The sequence below is a fragment of the Kitasatospora sp. NPDC049285 genome (genome assembly GCF_040678815.1).
Lineage (GTDB): Bacteria > Actinomycetota > Actinomycetes > Streptomycetales > Streptomycetaceae > Kitasatospora.
This window is the reverse complement of the sequence record NZ_JBFAQR010000092.1, coordinates 1-22,350: the sequence shown is the minus strand read 5'-3', so window position 1 is coordinate 22,350 and position 22,350 is coordinate 1. Positions and strand designations below refer to the sequence as shown.

At 72.0% G+C, this 22,350-nt stretch carries 1 protein-coding gene; it reads left to right on the top strand.

Going from position 1 to position 22,350, the window contains the following annotated elements; all coding sequences use genetic code 11:
• A partial coding sequence (locus AB0K51_RS32740; RefSeq protein ID WP_363461569.1) for a hypothetical protein occupies positions 1 to 22,350 on the top strand: 22,350 nt, incomplete at both ends.

Below are 22,350 nucleotides of genomic sequence, written 5' to 3'. Positions count from 1 at the left end.
GACGTCCAGGGCGGGGTGTCGCACCTGGCGGGGGCGGAGGTGAAGGGGCTGGGGAAGGGGCTGGTCCTCGACGCGGTGCGGTCGGTGGAGCGGGATGTCGCGCGGGAGGCGGGGAAGCTCGGTTCGGCGTCGGCGCGGCAGGAGTTCGCGAAGTCGGTGGGTCATCTGCTGGGCGCTTCGGTGCAGCAGTTGGAAGCGGGGTTCGTCCGGTTCGGCGAGGGGAGCATCGCGGAGGCGTTCGCGCGGAAGATGGGGCGGATCTTCGAGGAGCATCTGACGGACGCGGGGAGTGGCCTGCTGGCCAAGGAGGCGCGGCAGATCGGGCAGAACTTCGGTGACGCGTTCGTGAAGCACTGGGGGCATCTGGGGGCGGACCACGCGGGACTGGCCGAGGTGTTGCGCGGCGCGCTGGGCAAGCTCGCCGACAACGGGCCGCTGTCGCGGATGGCGCGGGAGTTCCCCGACCTGTTCACGGCGTCCGCGGGCAAGGAGGGCGTGGGCGGCTTCGCGGGGATGTTCGGGCATTTCACGGCGGAGCATCCGCTGCACGGCAACGCGCTGTTCCAGTTGGGTCATGCGTTGGGGGAGATCCTGCAGGAGGGCGGGCAGAACGTCGCGTCGGACATCGGGTACAACCTGTTCTGGAGTGAGGACCACACGTTCTCGACGTCGTGGGGCTCGTTCGTGTCGGGGATGGCGATGGGCGCGTTCGGTCACGTCCTGCACAAGACCTTCGAGCCGTTGTTCGACCGGTACCAGAACTGGCTGCGGGAGCGGCAGTGGCGTGAGAACCCGGACGGCGCGAAGTACTTCGGGCTGCTGCATCCGCTGAACTTCGTGTCGTTCCTGGCGAACATGACCGGCAACCCCGCGCCGTTCCCGGTGCCGCGTCCGGGTGGGCACGACGGTGACGAGTCGTGGGGGCAGAGTGCGAAGGACCTGGCCAAGTGGTTCTTCTCCAACCCGTTCTCCGGGTTCGACCTGCGCTCCGACACCCCGATCGTCAACCTCTTCACCCACAAGACCGGCACCGGCGACGCGGCCCGGGAGGAGAACCCGGGCCAGCAGGCCATCGACGACGCCCTGAACGGTGGAAACATCAAGACCACCGGCGCGGCCACCGACCAGGCGGCCGGCCGCGGCGCGGCGGCGCCGTCCGACGACGGCGCGCCACGTCCCCGCACCGAGAGCGGCGCGCCCCAGCACGCCCCGTTCCACTTCGGGGCCTCGCAGACGTCCTTCAGCGAGGAGGTGCTCGGGGCGCTGTCCACGGCGGCAGGCCACCGCACCGAGAGCTCCGGGCCGAGCCACGCGCCGACGACACCGACCCGCGACGACGCCGCGACCGACCGAGCACACCGCCCGGCATCCGACGTCGCCGCCCCACAGCCGTCTGTGGACCGCCCGGCATCCGACGTTGCCGGGCCGCAGCCGGCGGTGGATCGCCCGCAGGGGGAGGACACCAACGCGCAGCATCCGGTCGCCGACCCGGTTGCCGCCCGCGTTCAGAGCCCGCCGCCGCCCGGCCCCACCGACACCGGCCTGAGCGTCGACGCCACCGCGCCGGAACTCTCCTCGGTGGTGGACCGGATGCGGGCACTCGGCCTGATCGACGACTTCACCGCGCGGCGGCAGCGGCAGGCGCTGATCCGCATCGCCGAGGGCGACCGTTTCGATCTCGCCTGGGCCGACCAGGTGCCGGGGCCCGCGGCCAAGTTGATCGTCAGCGGCTTCGAGCGGACCGTCAACGGGCCGATCACCCCCGACATGGCCAAGCGGATCGGCTTCGACCTCACCTCCTCCGTCGGCAAGCGCGGTGCCAACCTCGTGGAGGACGTGGCCAAGCTGCGCCACTTCCTGACGGCCCGCGGCTACGACCTGACGGGGCGTACGACCGAGGACGCCGCGTCGCGCCTGCTGGCGGACTACCTGACGAACGGCACACACGAGGCGAACGTCCTGGACCCGAGCGCGACGATCGCTCTGCGCGAGCGCCTGGTGACGACCGCCGATGACCGGTCGGCCGCCGGTCGGGCGGAGCCGGTCGTCGATCCGTGGGCGGCGGCGCAGCGCGACGGGGCGCTCGTGTTGCCTTCGGGTTCGGTGCTCTCGATGGACGCGGATGCGCGTGAGCTGGTGTCCGTGGTGGACCGCCTGGTGGTGCTGGGGGCGATCGACGGTCGGACGGCCGGTGCCCTGCGGGCTCCGTTGCTGCGTGAGGGCTCGTCGCAGTGGGAGTGGGCGCGGCGGGTGCCGCCGGGTGCGGCGAAGGCGGTCGCCGAGCACCTCGGGCAGGTGCTGCGTGGTCCGGTCAGTCGGGAGATGGCGGCCAGGGCCGGGGTGGTGCTGGAGAGTTCGGTCGGCCCCGGCGGGGAGAACCGGCCGGGGGATGTGACCAGGCTTCACGAGTTCCTCGCCGACCGGGGCCACGCGGTGCCGGAGGATTCCGAGGTGCATCCCGCGACGGTGCTGCTGGCCGAGTACGTGAAGGAGGGGGCCGAGGCGCCGGGTCTGACGGTGGTCGACGCGGCGGCCATCCTCGAGCGTGAGCAGGAGGCGGCCGACGATCGCGCTGCGGCGTTGGACCGGACGTCCGAGGACGACGACGCGGATGTCACGGATGGCGGCGTGGTGGGCTTCCCCCTGTCGCCTGCCGAGCGCCGCGCGCTGCGGGGTGACGGCGAACTGCCGGAGGCGGCACCGGTGATCGATGACGCGTCGCCGTCGGCGGCTGAGCTCCTGGCGGAGCGGGAAGCCCTGGACGGGATGTTCGGTGGCGTCGATGGTCCGGATGATGTCCTGGGCGCTGACGGGGCGGGCGTCCCCGAACCGGACCGCAGCCGTCCGCCGCTCAGGGACGTCCGGCACCGGGTGGAGGTCGCCGAGGTACCAGCGGAGACGCCGGTCGACGGCGAGTCGGCGGTGCTCGACGAGGCGCCTTCGGCGGAGCGGGTGACGGTCGGCGGCGCGTCGCCGTCGGCAGCCGACTACTCGGCAGTGGCTGATGCGCTGGGAGTGCGGGACACGGATTCGGGGGTGCTGATCGCCGACCCGCGGCCCGGCTCGGTGGAAGCGAATGCCCGGGCGGAGAACGCGCTGAAGCACCTGCCGCGTCGTGATGACACGTTCGTGGTGGCGATGCACGTCGGAGCGGAGGGCGCGCCGATCGGTCCGGAGCAGCTCGCGGATGTGCTGGTGGCGGCGTACGACGGTGGGAAGTTGGACGGGAAGTCGCGGATCGACTTCCTCTCGTGCCGCCTCGGTTCGCCGACGGAAAGTCATGTACCGGAGGCGATGCGGGCGTTGTGGGCGCACCAGGCGGCGAACCCGCGCGCGGGGGTGGCGGGGACGATCACCGGGCGGGCGCCGGTCGGCGACGTGTGGGTGGTCCCCAAGATGGCGGACGGCCGGCCGGTGGAAGCCGGTGCGCACGAGGTGATCGTCGCCGACCACGTCGGTGTCGACCGGGCCGGCCGGCCGGTGGTCGTCCAGAGCTCGGAGTCGTTCTGGCGGACGTTCACCGACAGCGGTGACGGGGCGCACACGGTTGAGACGGCTGCCGAGTTCGGTGGTCTGCTGACCGGTGACGGGACGGTCGTCGACCATGCACCGACCGGGTACGACACGCTGCTCGCCACCCAGCGGGAGGCCAAGGACGTCACAGGCTCGGTCGAGGGAGCGACCAAGTTCGGGCCGGACGCGGGGGACGGACTCCAGCCGTTCTACCAGGGGGTGGGTCGCCACGGACGTGACCTGCATCTGGACAGGGGCAGCGCGTACTACATCGAGAGTCGCCTGCTCGCATCGCCGGGGGACCAGACCGGCGGTCGAGCCTATCTGAGCAGGACGTCGTTCGATGACGCCGAGCCGAACGGCGCGGACAGCTCCGCACTGCTGGGATTCCGCGGTGACCTGCCGACGTACCGGCACCTGATGGCGGACTCCAGTGGTCAGTACACCGTCCAGGACCTGGGAGACGTCCCCGCGCCGTGGGCCGGAGGGGAGAAGCCGTTCTTCGTCCTGGTGGAGGTCAGCGGCCAGCGGGTGCGGATGACCACCTCGGAGGGCCGGAGTTACGGCATGGCGCCGGGTTCGTTCGCACTGCTGATGGCCGGGGACCCGGTGCTGCAGGCGAAGCACCGGGACGCCGCGATCGTGCTGATCGTCGATCAGGCCGGAGGCCTCGACCTCAACCTGGCACGTGAAGTGGCGAGGGCGACCGGGCGGGTGGTCTTCACCCCGACCGCCATGGTCGGCCGGGTCGAGGTGCCCGGCGGGTGGGCGTTCGCGCTGAAGGCGCCCGCGACGGTGCAGAAGTCGGACGGGACCTGGGTCCCGGGCTGGCGCGGTCAGATCGTCCGGGTCGATCCGCCGAGGCTGGACGGCGCTGTTCCGCGGCGAGGTCACTCCACCGTCACCACCCTGGACGGGCAGTCGATCTCGGACGCGGATCTGCTCACCCGGCCCATCGTGGACGCGGTCACGCTGCGGCCGATCGGGCGGACGGCGCTCCCGGAAACCGACGCATACAGCTCGGAGGGGCCGATGAGCCGTCTCCGCGAGTACTCGAGCTACCTCGTCCTGTCGAACGCAAACGCCAGTCTGTTGGTCAGCCGCAAGGTGCCGTGGGACCCGACCCACGCCTACTTCTTCGTCGGGCACGCCAACTCCGAGGACTTCGGGCTGCCGAGTTCTGCCGGAGAGCTGTCCGTGGACGGCCGGGAGCTGGGGCGGATGCTGCGCCGTAGGCCGAGTGTCGACCGACTGGTGAAGAAGGCGACCGAGGGTGTTCCCGCCTCCATCGTGCTGGTGGCCTGCGACTTCGCTGCGCAGGCCCAAAGGGTGGCGGACGAGATCGGGCTGCCCGTGCACGCCCCCGTGGGGAGCGCAAAACTCTGGAAGCTGCGCGACCCCTATGACCTCGCTAACGCGGCCGGCCTCGCCGTCAAGGAGACGTCAGACGGTTTCGCAGGCGAGTTCCGCACCTTCCTTCCCGGTGCCGGGAACTCGGTGTCGCACGGCGAGTTGGCAGTCGAACCGGTGACGATCCGGTTCGCCGGCGAGGGTCCGGACGCCGGCCTTAAGGCGGCCGAGGCGCTCGCCAAGCAGCTCGTCCCGGAGTTGCGGTGCCGGCACCGCGACGGCCTGCACCAGCCGCGGTTGAAGGTCACCGGTTGGGGTCTCGGCACGACCGCCAGGGCTGACGGGCAGGCGCGGGCGGAGCGGGTGGCCGACGTGCTGCGTGCCGCGCTGGACGACGCGCTGGCCCCGCACGGCCTCAAGCTCGACCTCCGGTCCCTGGTGCGAAGCGTGTCCGCCGGCGACAGCGAGCCCTCGGGCCAGGTGCTTCCGGGTCAGGACCCGGCGGTCCGTCGGCAGACTGCGCTGATCGAGATGGAGCTGCCGAAGCCGGTGGCACTGCAGGCCAAGGCGATACCGGCCGGCATGTGGGTGGGCGAGAGCACCCTGCACCCGATCGCTGCGAAGGCCTATTCGGCGACCCTGGACAAGCTGCCGGTGCGTCAGAACACCTTCGTGGTGGCGATGCACGTCGGCCAGGACGGCCCGCCGGTGTCTCCCGCGCAGCTGGCTTCGGTGCTGCTCACCGCCTACACCACCGGAAAGCTGGACGGGAAGGCCCTGATCGAGTTCGTGGCGCACGGGCTGGGCGCGGACACCCAGCACCACGTGCGGTTCGCCCTGCAGCGGCTGTGGGAGTACCAGTCGGCGCACCCGCGGGAGGGCGCGCCGTGGCCGCTGAACGGGCGGGCGCCGACCGGCAGCGTGTGGGTGGTGCCGACCCTCGACGACAGCCGGGAGGTTGTCCTCGCGGACCACGTCGGCGTGGCACCGGACGGCAAGCCCGTGATCGTCACGGGTACCGACCCGAAGTGGCGGGTCTTCGTCGACAGCGGTGACGGCAATCACAGCATCGCCGAGGACGACATGCCTGCCACGGTTCCGCTGCCGACCGGCTACGGAGCCGCCGACGAGCACGTCGCCGCCTTCCTGAAGCCGTTGGAGGGAGCCGTCAATCTGACCGACACTCCGCCGGGGTTGTTCGTCCCTGGCGGCGGTCGGCACGGCCGTGACCTGTTCGCGCTGGCGGGCACGGACGCGCGGGTGGAGAGCCGGCCGCTGGGCGGGGGGCCGGGAAAGCCGGTGGCTGGGCGGGCCTACCTGAGCGAAGGGTCGCTCCCTCGCCACGAGCACGCCGGAAGCCGCAGCGCGGTGGAGCGGTTCATCGCCCACCTGCCGACCTACCAGCACACCATCACGTCCGCGGCGAACCCCGGCACCGTTGTTCAGAGGCTCGACCGGGTACCGGTGCCGTGGCACGGTGGGCCGACGCCGTACGTCGTGATGGCGACCGTGCGCGACGGATCGGTGCGGATGGCCGCGGAGGGGGGCGGAGACCACACGGTGTCGGCCCGGGCGTTCGCCGCGATGGTGGCCGCCGACCCCCACCTCAAGGCCCTGGACCCGACCGTGCCGCTGCTCCTGGCGGCGTCGTACGCGGCGGAGTCGGACCTGCACTTGGTGCGTACCTTGGCGGCCGTCACCGACCGGGTCGTCTACGCGCCCACGGCCCGGATCGGGGTGGAGCGGGAGCACAGCGGCTGGTCGTTCGGGTTGCAGGCGGTGGACAAGCTCTCCGGCGGGAAGTCGGCGCCGCGTGGGCAGATCCTGCGGATCGACCCGCCGAGCAAGGGCGGTGTCGATCCGGCGCTGGGCCGGCCCGGGAAGGTCAGAACCCTCGACGGCAGGACCGTGCCCGACGGCGAGCTGCTGATGCGTCCGCTCGCGGCGCCGGACTTGGGCATCGGCGGCCGATCGAGCACCACCTCGGGCGACTGGGCGACGGAGGAGGGGCAATGGCACCGAGTGACGGCCCAGTCGACCTACCTCCTGGGCCCCAACGCGAGCTGGGACATCTACCACCGCCCTGTGCCCTGGAAGGGGCGCACGTACTTCTTCACCGCGCATGCGAGTACCGAGGAGGTCAAGCTTGTCAGGACCGATGGCAGGCCCGCCCGCGTCGACGGGCCGGAGTTCGGCCGCTTCCTGAGTCGGCGCTCGAGCATCGCCGGGCTCCAGGAGCTGGCGGCGCAGGGGGCAGACGCGTCGATCGTGTTGGTGTCGTGCAGGTCCGCCGCGCACGCGCAGGCGGTGGCGGACAAGACCGGGTTGCCCGTGCATGCCCCGACGGCCATCACCGGAACCTATTCGTACGACGGTGACCACTACTACCCGGCCACGCCGAATGTGTACGTCCGAAGGGGCGACGACCGGGGCTACGGCGAGTACCTGACCTTCTACCCGAATGAGAGGTCGCCGGAGTCGCTGTTCAACGACGAGATGACCATGCCGCCGCGTGCGGTGGCATTCGAGCAGAACACGACCGACCTGTCGCCGAAGGCGGAGCGCACCGTTCGGAACCTGGCTCGGGGAATTGCGCCGGAGCTGATCCGTCGTCAGCTCGCCGGTCTGGAACAGCCGGTCTTCACGCTGACCGGGCGCGGTGTCGGGCGGCTCGCAGCGCACGCAAGCGGGCGGGCGCGGGCGGAGTCGGTGCGGGATGTGCTGGTGGAGGAGGTGGGTGCACGGCTGTCCGCCGCCAACGTGGCGATGGACCCGGGCGCGCTGGACGACCTGTTCAAGGTGGGCTCGGCAGGCCAGCGCACGCTGCCGGCGGACCTTCTGCCGGGAAGGCCGGAGGCGGAGCGGCAGCGTTCGGTGACTGTTGAGGCCGAGTTCCCCGTGACGATGGAGGAGGAGCCGCGGGCGCGTGCGCTGGAGATCCCGTCGGGTGTGTGGGTGACGGATCGGGCGTTGCCGCCGCGCGCGCAGGTGCAGTTCCGGCAGGTGCTGGACTCGTTGTCGGCGCGTGGTGACAGCTTCGTGGTGGCGATGCACGTGGGCGAGCGGGGGGCGCCGGTGACGGGGCGTCAGCTCGCGGACCTGCTGATCGAGCAGTACGACGAGGGCATGCTGGACGAGAAGACCGGGATCGACTTCCTGGCCTGCCGGTACGGCGCCGCGAACGCCTCGGAGGTGCAGTTCGCGCTCGAGGAGCTGTGGCGGCACCAGGAGCAGAACCCGCGGATGCTCGTCCCGGCGGACATTCCGGGGCGTGCGCCGGTCGGTGACGTGTGGGTGGTGCCGACGGCGAACGGTGAGCCGGACGTCATCGTCGCCCAGCAGGTCGGAATCGGCCCGGACGGCAAGCCGGTGGTCGTGGTCGGCGGCGAGTCGAGCTGGCGGACGTTCAGCCCGGATGAGAACGGGCGCGCCGTCGTGACGGACGGCGTCGGCGGTCACCTGACCGAGCACGGCACCGTCGACGGTCGGCTGCCCGTGGGCTACCGTCACGGCGATGCCGACGAGGTGACGGGGCCGTTGGACGACGCCGTGAAGTTCGGGCCCCAGCCGGCGAGTCCGGCCGAGAGCTCGCGGGCGGGCGGCACCGCACAGCCGAACGGCGGTGCCCAGACGACCCCGGCGCAGCACGGCACCGTGGGCCCGGCGACCGACCCGGCGTTCGCGCCGGCGGTGCCGGTGGACCCGGCCGCGGTGCGCACGGCGCCGCGACGGATCCTCGAGACCGGCCGACTGTCCGCGGCCGACCAGGTGGTGGGCCTGCGCACGGACGCCAACGAGCTGGTCAAGCAGATCACCCGCCTGTTCGGCGGCGGGCCCGACGCCGCGGCGAGCCGGGCGGTCGAGTCCCTCGTGCGCAGTTACCTGGACGCACAGACCCTGCGTCCGGTGCTCTCGGCGCTGTCGCGTGGTGACGCGTGGGCGATGCCGATCGAGGGCGACGGGTGGAGCGGCACGCTCGGACTGTCCGTCAAGGTCGTCGGGATGGAGTTCAACCGGGTCGTCGAGAAGGCCGAGTTCGAGGTCGGCGCCGAACACCAGATGGGCCAGGGCTTCGCCGAGGACAGCCGTTGGCGGCTCACCGCCGGTCTCACGGGCAAGGCGAAACTTCCGTTGGTGTTCAGTGCCGGCGGGTCCGCGACGTACACCCGCGACTCGATCCACGGCAGCGCCGCGGTGGAGGGAGCCCGCGCCATCCAGCGCGGGAAGAACATCGAACCGGGCGCGGTCTTCTCCGCCACACTGCGGCTGACCGCCGACCACAGCGCCCTCCGCTACCGCGGTACGCCGGTCCGTACCGGCCGAGAGGCGCGGACCGCCCTGGACATCGGCGCCGTCGTCAGCGTCCCGGTGCGCGACACCCTCGACGCGGCCGGTCGGCGGGATCCGGTGGGGGACCGCTACGCGGTGCCCGACCGGATCAAGCGGGACCTGAGGCTCGGCAGCTCCGACGTGGTCAGCGACGTCTGGGTCGCCCAGAACCTGCTGCGCGGCCTGGACGACCGGGGCCGGTCGTTCTTCGGCAGCATGTGGCCGGACCTGCGCACCAAACTGGAGACCGAACTCAGCCTGACCCGGCTCCAGCAGGAGCTGCGCCCGATGATGTCGGGTCAGCCGATCCGGGTCGAGTACGCACACCCCGACGGCCTGTCGAAGGCCACCGTCGTGGTCGCGGCCTCGGTGGCCAGCATGTGGCAGACCGGAAACGTCAAGCAGACCGAGTTCAACCTCGGCAGCGGCACCTTCCGCTCCCGTACCCGTCAGGCCGCCGACGGGGACAGCGTCCAGGCCCCGACGCCGGGTCAACTCGAAGTCGCGAACGGCGCGTTCACCGGGAACCTCGGAGCGAGCAAGACCGTCGCCCGGGACCGGGTCCGGCTCGGTGGATCCAGCCACGAGGTCTCGGTCGCCAGCAAGACCAAGGCGCCGGCCGTGGAGTTCGTCGGCATCGCGGCCCTGCGCCTGGACTTCACGACGACCAACATCCTGGAGACCCTTACCGCCGACGCCACCGTCGACCTCCACTTCCGGGCCTTGATCGAACAGGCCGAAGCGGTCGCGGTGCCCTCGCCCGTGCCCTCTCACGAGCCCGCGACCGGCCCGTCCGACCTGCGGATCGTGGTGACGGACGAGAACGGCGCGGAGGTGTCCGCGGAGACCCTGAGCATGGCCGCGGCCGGTCCGGACGGTGACGCGCACTCCACGCTCACCGGCCCGAACGGTTCCGCGGCGTCGACGAACCGGTCGCAGGGCAGCACGGCCGATCCCACCCTGTTCGTCCGGGGCGACGGCGCACAGGCCCCGGACGCCAGCTTCCCGGTCGGCGCGGTGGTGCACACCCCGGCGGACAGCGTGTGGCTCGCCGGTGACCAGGGCGGCGGCCTGTCCGACACCACCACCGTCCGCGACCTGCGCAACGTCGAGCCGCTGCGACGCCAGTTGGACACGCTCGGCCACCGAGCCCTCGGCAAGGAGTGGGACGCCGTCCGGGACGACCTCCACCGGACGTTCGCCTACGACAAGGTGCTCGCCGACCTCACCGCGATGACCCGCGGCCGGTCGCTGGACAGCCCGGTGCTCACGTTCGGCGGGCGCGGCCGGACCGTTCAGGTGTCCGCCACCGCGAGGATCACCGGAATGGCGTTCCGCCGCCTGCAAAAGGCGGCCGAGCTGAACACCGTGAACGAGGTCAGCACCTTCACCACCAAGCGCTACCTGCTGGCCGACGGCAAGGCCGTCCAGGCCCAGGGCGGCGGCACGGCGAGCGTTGCCGATTCGGTGCTCTCCGCCGTGGGCGGCAGCGGCGGCGGGGGGTGGCAGAGCCGCAAGCGCAGTGGCTGGCGGCAGGGCGACTCGGGCAAGATCTCCGCCAGCGGCAAGTACGCCAGGCCGGAGGCGCTGTTCGACGCCACCGTCGAGGTCGCGTTGACGATCAGCAGCGGGGGCCGGGAGCACCGCGGCACCGCCGAGGTCGAGGCCGAATTCGGTCTGGACGCGAGGGAGACCGGCAGCTTCACCGTCGCGGAGGGCGGCGCCACGCCCAACAACGGCGCCTTCACCGGCCCGGTCGTCGCCGAACGGGCGACCCCCGCCGCCCCCGGTGAGCTGCGGCTGCCCCCGGCGCGGATCGCCGACGGCGTGATGGGCGCCTCGGACGTGCTGCACAGTCTCGGCACCGAGGACGCGAAGCTCCTGCGCGCCGTCGAGAACCAGCTCACCGCGCACCTCGGCGAACTGTCGCCGGAGACCCGTCGGGTGCTCCGTCAGGCCTTCGACCCGGTCGCCGTGCGCACCGGCCTCTCCCAGCTGACCCGTAGCCAGCAGTCGGTCGAACTGTCCGCGAACGGCTGGCACGGCAAGCTGACGGTCCGTGCGGTGCTGAAGGGCTTCGCGCACGCCGACACCGTGGCCACCTACGAGTTCGACACCGGTACCCAGCACCGCGTCACGGCCGGATTCGGCGACGACAGGGTGGTCACCCGGAACTACACCGCCAACCTCCGGGCCAAGCTCGGCCAGGTCGACCTCGGCCTCGGGCTCACCCGCGGCAGCGACTGGGCCAAGGGCCAGACCGCCGACACCACGGGAGGCACGGTCAGCCGCGGCAGGAACACCGAACCCGCCGCCTTCCTCTCCGGAACGGCGGAGTTCACCGTCGATTTCGCTCTCAGCAAGCGCGGCCGGCCCTTCCCCGAGCAGGCCCTCGTGGTCCCGGTCACCGCCACCGTGGTGGTCCCGCTGCGCGAGACGGTCCGGCCGCGGCCGCTGGAAGCGCAGCACGCCGAACGCCCCGAACCGGGCCCCGGGGGCGCGGTTCCGCACCGGATCGAGCAGTTCCAGCGGCTCGGCTCCTCCGACGTGATCAGCAACGTCTACCTGCTGCCCGACCCGGACGGTGGCCGGCCCAGCATCGACGCCACCCTGCGCACGGTGGACGCCGCCGCCCGCGCGGCCCTCGGCTCCGCGTGGACCGGCGGCCTCGGAAAGCCCGGTCTGCGCGCCCGCGTGGCCGAAGCGCTCCAACTGGACAACCTCCAGCCCCGGTTGAAGGCGATGATGGCGGGCGAACCGCTGGTGGTCGCCGACGGACGCGCCTCGGTGCGCATCACCGCCGCGGTCGGCCGGCTCGCCCACTCCGGTGACATCCCGCAGGTCGAGTTCAACGGCGGGACCACCCTCCAGCGCACCTTCGCGGGCTCCGACGGCGCCACCGCGTACGGTGCCGGCAGCGGCAACACGGTCACGGCTTCGGTCCAGGTCACCACCAACGCGGTCGCGGGCGTCACCGTCGGCGCCGCGGTCACCAAGGGCTCGGGCCGGGACGTGCTCGAGGTCCAGTCACAGTCCGTCACCTCCGGCATGGCCGTCAAGACGAAGATGGTCGGTGCGGCCCTCACCGGCGAGGTCCGGCTGATCTTCCGGATGCGGCGCACCCCGCTGATCCGGCTGGGAGATGCCGACCGGGCGAGCCCCGGCGCGGGCGTGCCGCGGCGGTACACCGCAGAAGCCGGCGTCGGCAGCAACGGTCAGACCCCGTTGGTCGACGAGGCCACCGCGCGTGTTCCCTCCCCACTGCGGCGTCTCCTGGCGTTCGGCACCGCCCGGCACTCCATGGCGGTGGCGAAGGTCGGCGTCGAGGTCACCGCCGAGTCCCCCGACACCAAGCCCACCCCCGCACCCGACCCCACCCGGACGCTCGACGTGCGGGTGCCCCCGGCCCGGATCTTCGGAGACGGCCTGCGCGACCTCGACGTCGTGCGCTGGGTCGGCGACGTCTCCGGCATCCGCGACCTGCTGCACACGCACGGCTCACGCTTCTTCAGCGAGCGCACCTGGAAGCGACTCAGCGAGGTGGCCGAGCGGACGCTCAGTCACCCGCAGCTGTCCAGCCGCGCCGTGGCGGCCACCCAGGGCCAGGGCCTCGCCACCCCCGAGCCGACCAACCGGTGGTTCGTCGGCGAGGCCGGCGTCACCGCCGCCCTCAAGATCGTCAGCCTGGAGTACCGCTCCACCGACGCCAAGGCCGAACTCAGCCCCGCCAACGAGTTCTCCGTCTCCTCCACCCGCGCCGCCATGGGCGTGCGCTCGCTCGGCGGCCAGGCGCAGAGCGGTGGCCGGGTGCTCGGCGGCACCTCCTTGCAGGGCAGCCTCGGCCTGCAGCACCGCGGCCGCGCGGGCCTCTCCGAGGGCAACAACGGCAAGATCGCCGCGGGCGGCAAGCTGGGCCTGCCGATGTCCCGGTTCGACGGCCACGCCCAGATCGAACTGACCTTCACCAAAAAGGAGTTGGGACGCTCTCGGGAGACCGAGACGGTCAGCGGCCTGATCCCGGTGTCGATCGACATCCCGCAGAGCGAGACCACCGCCGACACCACGCCCGGCGACCACCGGCTGGTCTTCGACCCCGCTCACCCCGCCGGCCTCGCCCACCCGGTCGTCAGCCCCGCGCCGGTCCAGGAGTTCCCGGCCGGCGACCTGCTCGGCCACCACCGGATGGACGACGCCACGCTGCGCCCGTTCCAGCAGGCCCTGCAGCACCTGCCGGTGCGGCCCGACACCCACGTCATCGCCATGCACACCGGCCCGGACGGCGTCCCGCTGACCCGGAACCAGCTGGCAGCAGCGCTGATCGACGCCTACAGCCAGGGCCGGCTCGACGGAAAGAGCACGATCGAGTTCGTCTCCTGCGGCCTCGGCGCGGACGCCGTCACGCACGTGGAGTACGCCATGACCAAGCTCTGGCAGCACCACGCCGACCCCCACTTCCAGCGCGCCGAGGTGTCCGACACCCTCATCGCCCGCGCCCCGCTCGGTGCGGTGTGGATCGCCCCCAAGGCGGTCAACGGCCAGGTGCGACCGGACGGCGAGCACCAGGTCATCGTCGCCGAACAGCTCGGCCTGCGCCCCGACGGCACCCCGGTCGTCGTGGTCGGCGAGCAGTCGCGCTGGCGGACCTTCGCCGACAGCGGCGACCAGGCGCACACCCCGACCGTCACCGACGACCTCGACGTGCTCCCGCCGCCGAACGGCTACCAGGACGCCGCCCAGGCCCAGGCGGCAGCCGAGGCCGACGCGGCCAGGCTGCGCGAGGCGGCCGCATCGTCGCGGCAGCACGCGGCGGCCGCCGCGGAGCAGCGGATGCGCACCTACAGCGCGAGCACCGACACCGAGGTCATCGAGATCAGGAGGCTCTCCCGCGCCCTGCCGGCGATCTCCGCCGACGCCGCCAGGGCCGGCGACAGCGTCGCCTCCGCCGTCCAGATCGACCAGGTGTCGACGGACTACCGCAGCGACCCCGACCGCGCCGCCGACCGGCCGCCGCTCAGCGGCGCGGCGTTCCGCAACGCCTACGGCCGCACCGCCGGCGGCAAGACCTTCCAGGTCGTCCTGGAGGCCTACCGGGCCCCGGGCACGGGCTACTTCGCCAGCGACGCCTCCCTCACCCAGTGGAAGGCCGCACACGACGGCGGCACGCCAGCCGAGGTGACCGAGAAGCTCGCCGCGCCCACCACCCCCGACCTCCCGACCACCCTGCCGGATCTGATCTACCACCAGAACATCTCGCCCGGCGCCGCGGCGGACACCCTCACCCGCGTGCTCGCCGAAGCCGGCGGAGCCGACAGCCGGGAGCTGCGCCCCACCGACCCAGCCTTCCAGCAGGTGCTGCGGACCGACAACGGAAAGGCCGTCGCCAACCTCGTCCGCCAGTACAACCAGCTCGCCGACCTGCCCGACGGCGCGGGCTACACCATCGGCGGGGCAGCCGTGCTGCGCGACCGGAACGGCAACCTGCACCTGCGCTTCGACCTCGAGCGGGAACACCCGCAGCACCCGGCCACCGACGCCGACGGGCTCGCCGTCCTCACCCCGATCGACGGCGCCGTGAAGTTCGGCGCTGACACCGGCACCGCCGACTACAGCCTGACGGGAAATCAACTCGACTCCGTCGCGGACCTCGGCCTCGCCCCCGGCCGGGCCGGCAGCGAGACCGGCGCGGCGAGCCTGTTCGACTCCCTGCTGCGTGCGGGAGGCGACCGGCTGGACCTGGACGGCGACGGCGGACCGGACGCCGAAAGCCTGCGGAACTCGCTCGCCGAGGCGTTCCACGAGGAGGCGCTGACCCGCGGCTCCCGCAGCGCCCGGATCGTGCCGCCGACCGAGCGCTCGCAGTTCATGGCCGCACTGCGCGACGGCGCGTGGCATCCGCTGCTCGACCAGGTGGTGCCCGACCTGATGGCAGGTCAGTTCGACCTGGACGTCTACCTGGTCCAGCCCGACGGCACCCTCCTGGACGCGCGCGGCAACAAGGTGCCGCCCTCGTCGGTCGACGCCGACACCGCCCTGGTCCTCGCCAAGGTCCCGGGTACGCGGGGCGAACGGAGCCGGTACGCGCCGGTGGTCCCGGCCGACGATGCCACCCGGGCACTCGACGCCTCGGAGGTCCGGCACTGGGACGGTGCGACGGACAGCGGGCCGGAGGCACCCGAGCCGGCTCCGGACGCCGACGCCCCGCCCTCGGCGGCCGAGGCGGCGGACCGGTCGGTGCGCTCCGACGACGGCTCTCCCACCGCAGAACCGGCCTCGCTCGGGTCGCACCGGTCAACCGCGCCGCAGGTGGGCTGGTCGGCGGCGGTCGTCGCCGACCGCACGCTGCTGGGTGAGGAGTACCAGTCGGTCGCCGAGGACACCGTGGTCTACGTCTGGCTGCCCATGAGGGAGTTCCCCGATCCGGACGTGGCGTTCGCGCAGGGCCTCGCCCCGGCCATGACGCCCACGTACACCGATGCCACGCGCGGCTACATCCCGCTGAGCGAGGTGCTCGCGACGCCGGGAAGCGTGGAGGAAACCCCGTCGATGTGGCTGGTGGGAACGACGAACGACGCCTACCGGCCCGCCGACACCCCCTACTACTCCACCGACTGGGTCCGCTTCCGGGTGCTCGCCAAGGAAGGGGTGACGGTCCGGGCCGCCACGGAGGACGGGCTGGGTTACGGCGCCGACACCGTGGCGTTCTTCGGCGGCATCAGGGCCGAGCTGATCCTCGGCTCGGAATTCGACATGGCCCCCAGGCGTGCCGCCCTGTGGCCCCTGCGGTCGAACCCCGACTACAACCCCGCAGTCCGGCCCGAGGGCTTCGCCGAGACCACGGTGGGTCCGATGAACGAGCTGGGCGAGGTCCAACCGTCCGACGGAATCGTGAAGTTGGGGAGCCGCGAGGTCTACGAGCGGCTGGCGGACGAGATCGTCGAAGCGTCCGAGGGCCGGCACCCGTTGCCGTACGACTTCGTGCGCCCTCCGGGGGCGCCGCAGCTGCCTGCCTACTTCGGGTTGGAGGTGGAGTTCAACCACCAGGACCGTACGCGGCACGCGAACGTCCTGCTGGAGCTCGCAGACCGGCTGGAGGAGCACGGGCTCAGCCAGCCGGGCGTCCACGGCTACCACGCCAGCCACGACCACGGGTACAGCGCCGACCTTGCCACCGGGCGGCTCGAGCAGGACGCGACGGTGGCGGGTGAGTACGTGAGCGCGAAACTGGATCCGGAGCGTCCGGAGACCTGGCAGGCGGTCGTCGACGTGATGCGGCTGATCCGGGAGGTGGGCGGGTACGCGGGCGGCGCGGGTGCGCACATCCACTTCTCGCTGGACTACCACGACCGGCCGGAGTTGATGGTCCCTCGGCTGATGACCCTGGTGAACCTGGTCAAGTCCTTCGAGGACGTGCTGTACCAGCTCGGCCAGGACCCGCACAGCCCCCAGCACCGCGGAACCGAATACGCCGTACCGCTCGACGTCGCGCCGAGCCTCGGCTACACCCGGCGCGCCCACGGCCTGCCGCAGGCCGGACCGTCCGGACGTGAACTCCGCACCTACCTGCGAGAACTGAGCGTACGGCGGCAGGTAGCGGTGAACTTCCGGAGCGTGCACGGCACCGACGACGACCACCTGGAGGTGCGCCTCGCCGATGCGAACCTCGATCCGCGGGTGACGCAGGCACTGGTCGAGCTGTGGGGCGCGATCATCGTCCATGCGAAGAACCACCCGGGCCAGGAGTTCGCCACGGCCGCACGGCCGCTGGGCACCGCCGCCCGTCAGCACCGACCGGAGGCGGACGTCCGGCAGTTGCCCGAAGGCATGCGGCTGACCAGGCACCGCTACGAGGACAGCGACCACTTCACCCGGCTGGTGGACCTGGTCTTCACCGACCCGGCGGCGAAGAAGCGCGCCCTGGCCCTGTGGCTCCTGACGGAGCCGCAGCGCGACCGGCGCCGAATGATGTCGGCCCCGCCGGTGACGTGGGAGGAGGGCTGGCTCCCCACGGCCCACACCGTGACGATGCCCGAACTGGACTGGACCGTCCCGATGCACCCGTCGGCGGTGGCCGACCGACCGGCGGTGGCCGACGGACCGGCGGTGCGGCACACAGCCTCGGGGGTGCTCATCGCCGACCCGCGGCCGGGTTCGGAGGAGGCGAACGCCCAGGCGGAAGTCGCTCTGAACCACCTGCTGCACCGTGACGACACCTTCGTGGTCGCGATGCCCGCGGGTGGGGAGGATGCGTCGGTGAGTCCGGAGCAGCTCGCCGAGGTTCTCGTGGCGGCGTACGACGACGGGCGGCTGGACGGCAGGTCGCAGATCGAGTTCCTCTCCGCCCGGCTCGGCGCGTCGACGGAACGTCATCTCCCGGAGGCGATGCGGGCGCTGTGGGAGCACCAGGCGGCGCATCCGCGTCCGGCAGCGGCGGGCCCGTTCACCGGGAGGGCGCCACTCGCTGACGTGTGGATCGTCCCGAAGCTGGACGGCGGGCAGCCGGACCAGGGAGGCGGGCGCGAGGTGGTCGTCGCCGACCACGTCGGCGTCGACCAGGCCGGCCGACCGGTGGTGGCCCGGAGTACCGCCCCGAAGTGGCGGACGTTCACCGACAGCGGGGACGCCCAGCACACGGCGGTGCACCACGACACCACGGACGGCGCGGTACCCGACGGCTACCGGCCGGGCACCGGCACCGACGTGCTGACCTCCATCGACGGGGCGGTCACGTTGGGCGACCCGTCGCCGTTGCCGATGCCGTTCAGCGCCGGCACGGGCCGTCAGGGTCGCGACCTGTCCCTGGTGCCGGGGACGCGTGTGCGGGTGGAGAGCCGGCCGCTGAGCGAGGGCCCGGGAAGCGCGGTGACGGGCCGCGCATACCTCGACGTGCGATCGTTCGGTGGCTACGAGCGGGTGGGCCGCAGGTCGCAGCTGGCGGACTTCAAGGCCGATCTGCCGACCTACCGCCACGTCCTGACGTCCGCCCTGGACCTCGACTCCGACTCCGACTCCGACGTCGGCGTCAGTGTCGACCAGGTGGTGGGGGACCTGGGCCGGGTGCCGGTGCCGTGGCGCGGAGGGAGCGCACCGTACTTCGTCATGGCGGCCGTGGGCCCGGACGGGGTGCGGGTGGCCGCCGAGCGCCGCGGCGACCACGAGTTGACGTTCGATCAGTTCGCGGAATTGGTGGCTGCGGATCCGCAGCTCAAGGCGCTGCCTCCGGAGGTGCCGGTGTTCCTGGCGGCGGCTCACGCGGCGCGGTCGGACCTGGAGCTGGTGCGGAGGATCGCCGCGGCGACGAACCGGGTGGTCTACGCCCCGACGGGCGGAATCCGCATACAGGACGAGCCCGGAGGCTGGTCGTTCGCGCTGGAGGCGCCCGCGACGGTCGAGGGCGGCGAGCCGGTCCCGCGCGGGCAGATCGCGCGGATCGACCCGCCGTCGAAGGGAGGGGTCGACCCCGGGCCGCGCCGGTTCGGGAGCGTAACGACATTGGACGGTGGGACAGTGCCGGACCGGATGGTGCTGATGCATCCGATCGTCGAGGCCGGAAGCCTCCTGGTCCGCGGGCGAGGCACCCTTGGCGACGCTGAGTGGGCCGTGGACGACCTCAATGTCGGGCAAGTGATCGACAATCGGTCGTACGTGGCGAGCACGATGTCTCCGGTGGTGTTGCGTCGTCCGGTCCCGTGGGGTGAGCACACCTACTTCTTCGTGGCGCATGCCGGCACGGAGTCCGTCGCGCTGAGTACGGAGGACGGCGGAGCGATCGACGTCTCCGGGGAGGAGCTGGGCGGGTTCCTGCGCCGTCGGGTGAGCGTCGATGCGCTTGTGCGGCGGGCGGAACAACAGGGCGAGAAGCCGTCGATCGCGCTGCTCGCGTGTGAGTCCGCTGCGTTGGCGCAGGAGGTGGCGGACAAGACGGGGCTGATCGTGCACGCGCCGACCTCCGAGACCGGAATGATCTACGACGAGCCGACGGCACAGCAGGGGGCCGACCGTCCGGAGTTCGTCATCGAAGTGCACCATGAGACGGGTGCGTACGGGGAGTTCCTGACCTTCCATCCGAACGAGCTGTCGCCGGAGTCGATGGGCGACGGCGGGATGACCATGGATCCGCTCGCCGTGGTGTTCGCTCACAGGTCGACGTCGCTGAGTCCCGACGAGGCGGAGGAAGTCCGGGCGATGGGCGGCCAGCTCGTGCCGGAGTTGATCCGTCGTCATCTCGCCGGTCTGGAGCTGCCGGTGGTCACGGTGACGGGGCGGGGCAACGGGCGTTTCACGGCGGCGTGGACCGGGTTGAAGCGGGCGAAGGTGGTGCGGGCGCTGTTGGTGGACGCGATCGGTGCGAAGCTGGCCGACGCGAACGTGAAGCTGGACCTGAGCGTGCGGGTGGAGTCGGTGGGGCGGGGCGAGTTGCCTGCCGAGATCACCCCGGGAGGTACGCCGGAGGAGCGGCAGCGGTCGGCGGTGATTTCGGTGGAGTTCCCGTCGGCGGTGGCTCCGGTGTCGTCGGTGGTGCGTTCTCGGGATGTTCCGTCGGGTGTGTGGGTGACGGATCGGTCGTTGTCGGCGTCGTCGCAGGTGGTGTTCCGTGAGGCGCTGGACGGGTTGTCGGCGCGTGGTGACCGGTTCGTGGTGGCGATGCATGTGGGGTCGTCGGGTGCTCCGGTGTCGGAGCGTCAGTTGGCGGATCTGCTGATCGCTGGTTACGACGGTGGGAAGTTGGACGGGAAGGGCGGGATCGACTTCCTGTCGTGCCGGTTCGGTGGGGGCGATGCGGGTTCGGTGCGGTTCGCGTTGGAGGCGTTGTGGGTGCATCAGGCGGCGCATCCGCGTCCGTTGGTGCCGGTGGGTGTCGAGGGTCGGGCGCCGGTGGGTGATGTGTGGGTGGTGCCGACCGCGGGCGGTGGGCGTGAGGTGGTGGTTGCGGAGCAGGTGGGGCTGCGGGCTGACGGCAAGCCGGTGGTCGTGGTGGGTGGGGACTCGAAGTGGCGCAGGTTCACGGACAGTGGCGACGCGCAGCACACGGCGGTGCAGGAGGATGTCGCCGGCTACCGGTTGACGGCCGACGGGACCATCGACGGCGCATTGCCCGACGGGTTCGAGTCGGGTGCCGGTGCGGATGTCGTGACCCCGTTGGAGGGGGCGGCGAAGTTCGGTGACCCGTTGCCGTTCAGTGCGGGGGCGGGTCGGCAGGGGCGTGACCTGTCCGTGGTGCCGGGGACGGATGTGCGGGTGGAGAGCCGGCCGCTCGGCGAGGGCCCGGGAAGTGCGGTGACGGGACGCGCCTACCTCGCGACGCAGGCGTTCGAGGCGTACGAGCTGGTTGGGGGACCGTCGGAGCTGGCGGGCTTCAAGGCCGATCTGCCGACCTACCGACACGTCCTGGTGGACGCGACTCCTCCGCACCAGGTGGTCGAGGACCTCGGCCGGATCCCCGTGCCGTGGGGCGGAGACCGGGCACCGTACTTCGTGATGGCGGAACTGCGGGCGGACGGGGTGCAGCTGGCCACCGAGCACGGTGGAGACCGCCGGTTGTCGTTCGGTGAGTTCGCGGAGTTGGTCGCGGCGGATCCGCGGCTCAAGGCGCAGCATCCGGATGTGCCGGTGTTCGTGGCGGTGGCCTCGGCGGCGCGGTCGGATCTGGAGCTGGTGCGGCGGATCGCGGCGGCGACGGACCGGGTGGTCTACGCCCCGACGAACGGCATTCGCCGGCAGGAGGCCTGGCACGGTGTCTGGTCGTTCGCGCTGGAGGCGCCCGCGACTGTCGCCGGCGGCAAACCGGGTCCGCGCGGGCAGATCCTGCGGATCGACCCGCCGTCCAAGGGCGCGGCCGACCCGACCCTGCACCGGTACGGCGCGGTGACCACAACGGACGGCATGAGGGTGCCGGACCACATGGTGCTGATGCGTCCGGTCGTCGACGCCGGAAACCTGCTGGTCCGTGGGCGGGCCAGCAACCACGATGCCGACTGGTCCACCCACGAGTCCAACACGGCGCTGGCGATCGCCAACCGGACGTATGTGACAGGCGTAAGCAGGCACCCGGTGGCGCTGCATCGTCCGGTCCCGTGGGGCGAGCACACCTACTTCTTCCTCGCACACTCCGACTCGCTCTCCGTCTCGCTGGAATTGGAGAGTGGTCGATCGGTCGACGCCTCCGGGCCTGAGCTGGGCGGGTTCCTGACCCGTCGCTCGAGTGTCACCGGGCTGCGGAAGCGCGCGGAAGAACTGGGTGAGAAGCCGTCGATCGTGCTGGTCGCGTGTGAGTCCGCTGCGTTGGCGCAGGCGGTGGCTGATCGGACGGGGCTGACCGTGCACGCGCCGACCTCCAGGACCGGGGTCATCTGGCAGGCCGCCACGGTGCACCAGCCGGTTGTCGCGCCGGACCTCTACGTCGATGCGCATTCCGAGGCGGGTCCGTACGGCGAATACTTGACCTTCCATCCGAACGAGCTGATGCCGGAGGCGCGGGGGGACGCCGGGATGAGCGTGCGTCCGTACGTGGTGTCGTTCGATCGCTGGGCGGTCTCGCCGAACCCCGACGGGGAGCGGAGCGTCCGGGCGCTGGGTCGCCAGCTCGCGCCGGAGCTGATCCGTCGTCATCTCGTGGGCCTGGAGCAGCCGGTGGTCACGGTGACCGGGCGGGGCAACGGGCGTTTCCTGGCGACGTCGGTCGGGTTGAAGCGGGCGAAGTCGGTGCGGGCGCTGCTGATGAACGAGATCGGTACGAAGCTGGCCGCCGCCAAGGTGAAGCTGGACCTGGGCCCGCTGTTCCGGGCGGAGTCAGTGGGCAGCGACGCGCTTCCTGCGGGAGGCCCGGCCGGGGCGCATCTCCGGTCGGCGGTGATTTCGGTGGAGTTCCCGACGGGGGTGGCTCCGGTGTCGACGGTGGTGCGTTCTCGGGACGTTCCGTCGGGTGTGTGGGTGACGGATCGGTCGTTGTCGGCGTCGTCGCAGGTGCAGTTCCGTGAGGCGCTGGACGGGTTGTCGGCGCGTGGTGACCGGTTCGTGGTGGCGATGCATGTGGGGTCGTCGGGTGCTCCGGTGTCGGAGCGTCAGTTGGCGGATCTGCTGATCGCTGGTTACGACGGTGGGAAGTTGGACGGGAAGGGCGGGATCGATTTCCTGTCGTGCCGGTTCGGTGGGGGTGATGCG